A 2728-nucleotide genomic window follows, 5' to 3' on the forward strand; every position below is an offset into this window, starting at 1 on the left:
AGGTGCAGGCGGCGGCCAGCCGCGCGCGCAGCTGCTCGCAGGCGAGCGCCAGGGTGCTGAGCAGGCTCGTCGTGGTCGAGGAGCCTCCCGAGATGCCGGCCGGGGGCAGCGCGGTGTCGCCGAGCCGCACCGTCACCGCCGCGATCGGCACGCCGAGCCCGTCGGCCGCGGCCATCGCCAGCAGCGTGGTGATGCCGTTGCCGATCTCGTGGTGCGCGGTCTCGACTGCGACGCGGCCGTCGGGTCGAAGCGCGACGCGCATCGTCGCGGGGGCGATCTTCACCGGCCGCACCGAGGTGGCGCAGCCGAGCCCGACCCGCCAGGCCCCGTCCCGCATCGCGCCGGGGCGGGGGATGCGGCGCGACCAGCCGAAGGCCTCGGCGCCGGCATCGAAGCAGGCCATCAGCGGACGCGACGAGAACGGCTTGCCCGAGACCGGGTCGGTCACCGTGTCGTTGCGCCGGCGCAGCGCGATCGGGTCGAGGCCGAGCGCCCAGGCCATCTCGTCGACCGCGCTCTCCAGGGCGAACAGGTAGGGCACCTCGGGCGGCGCCCGCATCGGGCCGGGCGTGTTGCGGTCGACCCGCACGGCGCGCTCGTCGGTGCGGATGTCGGGGCAGGCGTAGAGGCTCGCCGTCACGTCGGTGCCCTCCATCGCGAAGGCGTCGAAGCGCGAGGTCGTCATCGCCGCCTCGTGCACCAGGGCGGTGAAGCGCCCGGTGCGGTCGGCGCCCAGGCGGAGGTCGTGGCGCGTCTCCGGGCGGTGGTTCGCGATGGTGAAGCCCTGCCGCCGCGTCGGCACCAGCGCGACCGGGCGGCCGAGGTCGCGGGCGGCGAGGGCGACCAGAGCCGTGTGCTGCGACAGCGCGAGCTTCGAGCCGAAATGGCCGCCGATCGGCCCCGACACGACGCGGATGTCGGCCGGGTCCATGCCGAGCTGCGCGGCGAGCCCGTGCTGGAGCGCGCCGACGTAGCGCGAGGGCTCGTGCACGGTGAGCCGGCCGCCGTCCCAGGCGCAGGCGGTGGTGAACAGCTCCATCGGGTTGTGGTGCTGCACCGGCGTCTCGTAGCGCGCCGCGATCCGCATATCGGCCCGGGCGAGCGCGGCGTCGGCATCGCCCCGGCGCGGATCCGCGTGCTCGGGCTTCAGGTCGGCCAGCCGCACGGTCTCGGCGCCGGCCTCGTCGAAGGTGGCCGCGAACGGCGCCTCCGCGTAGGCGACGCGGACGCGGGCGGCGGCCTCCTCGGCCGCGCCCTGCGTCTCGGCGACGACGAGGGCGACGATCTGGCCGGCATAGGCGACCTCGTCCGAGCCGAGCGGCAGGTGCGCGCTGTTGGCGTAGCCGCCGGCCATCAGGTGCTTCACCGGCGCGATCCGCCCGGCGAGGTCGCGATAAGTGAAGATCCGCAGGCAGCCCGGCGTCGCCGCGGCGGCGGCCAGGTCGAAGCCGCGGATGCGCCCGCGCACGATCGTGCTGGTGACGAGCGCGGCGTGGGCGCGCCCCGGCAGGGCGACGTCGGAGGAGAACCGCGCCCGGCCCGTCACCTTGGCCGGCCCGTCGACTCGCACCTGCGGGCGTCCGAGCAGGCCTTCCTCGGCACCGGCCTGGGCCGGGTCGGCGATCGGGTGGTCCATCGGCGCGCTCCACTTCGCTTCGGTCCGGGACCGGTCGAGGGGAGGTGTGCCTCGCTCTCCGCGCGGCAAGGCTTTCGCCGTGGCCCGCGGCGATCCGCGCTCAGGTCGCGGCGCGGTCGCGCGGCAGCAGCTTCTGGATGACGTTCCAGTACGAGACCGGCACGAGGCGCTCGATCAGCGCGATCAGCTTGGCGTCCGAGCCGACGAGCACCCGGCCCTGCCGGCGCTCCACCGCCGCCAGGATGATCTCGGCCGCCCGCTCCGGGGCGAGCTTCAGCATCCTGTTGGCGGCGGCCCGGCCGCGGGCGGCCTCCTCGGCGGTCATGTGCGCGGGCAGGCGGGCGCTGTCGGCGACCGAGGTGGCGACGCCGCCCGGATGCACCACGGTGACGCCGATCGCGGTGCCGGCGAGCTCGTGCCGCAGCGCCTGCGAGAAGCCGCGCACCGCGAACTTGCTCGCGGAATAGGCGGTCTGGCCCGGCGGCGCGATCAGCCCGTAGAGGCTCGACAGGTTGACGATCCGCGCTTCCGGCTGCGCCCGCAGCAGCGGCAGGAAGGCGCGGGTCATCCGCACCACGCCCCAGAAGTTGATCTCGAACAGCCATTCGAAATCGGTCTCCGTCACGTCCTCGAAGGTGCCGCCGAGCGCCACGCCGGCATTGTTGATCAGCACGTCGAGGCCGCCATGGGCCGCCTCGACCGCGGCCGGCAGCGCGGCGATGGCGTCGCGGTCGGCGACGTCGAGGGGGTGGCGGCTGATGCGGACCCGGTTCGTCGCGATCAGCCGCTCGGTCTCCTCCAGCCCGGCGACGTTGCGGTCGGCCAGCGCCAGGTTGCAGCCGCGCGCGGCCAGCCCCACCGCCAGCGCACGGCCGATGCCGCTCGCCGCGCCGGTGATCAGGGCCGTGCGGTTCTCGAGGTTCCAGTTCGGCATGGGGGCTCGCTGCATGTTTGGTGGATGAAACGCGCGGTCCACTTCCCCTCCCCCCTCTGCGGGGGAGGGTGGCCCGCGAAGCGGGTCGGGAGAGGGGAGCGCCGCATCCGGCACTGTCGCTCCCCTCTCCCGACCCTCGCGTCAGCCGAGGCCCACCC

General features: G+C 75.0%; 2 protein-coding genes. Both read right to left on the minus strand.

Features of this window, described 5'->3' with window-relative positions:
* Positions 1 to 1636 (minus strand): molybdopterin cofactor-binding domain-containing protein (locus FV230_RS26915; protein ID WP_147844553.1); only part of this gene is annotated, 1636 nt, incomplete at its 3' end.
* A 100-nt stretch (positions 1637 to 1736) separates the two neighbouring features.
* The gene (locus FV230_RS26920) at positions 1737 to 2570 is read right to left on the minus strand and encodes an SDR family NAD(P)-dependent oxidoreductase (protein ID WP_147844554.1); all 834 of its coding nucleotides are present in this window, start codon (positions 2568 to 2570) and stop codon (positions 1737 to 1739) included.
* Between the last annotated feature and the right edge of the window lie 158 nt (positions 2571 to 2728).

Source organism: Methylobacterium sp. WL6 (genome assembly GCF_008040095.1).
In the GTDB taxonomy this organism is placed as follows: domain Bacteria; phylum Pseudomonadota; class Alphaproteobacteria; order Rhizobiales; family Beijerinckiaceae; genus Methylobacterium.

Excerpts from the sequence above, each read along its gene's own strand:
- FV230_RS26920 (WP_147844554.1), bottom strand. The coding sequence starts at position 2,570 with ATGCCGAACTGGAACCTCGAGAACCGCACGGCCCTGATCACCGGCGCG.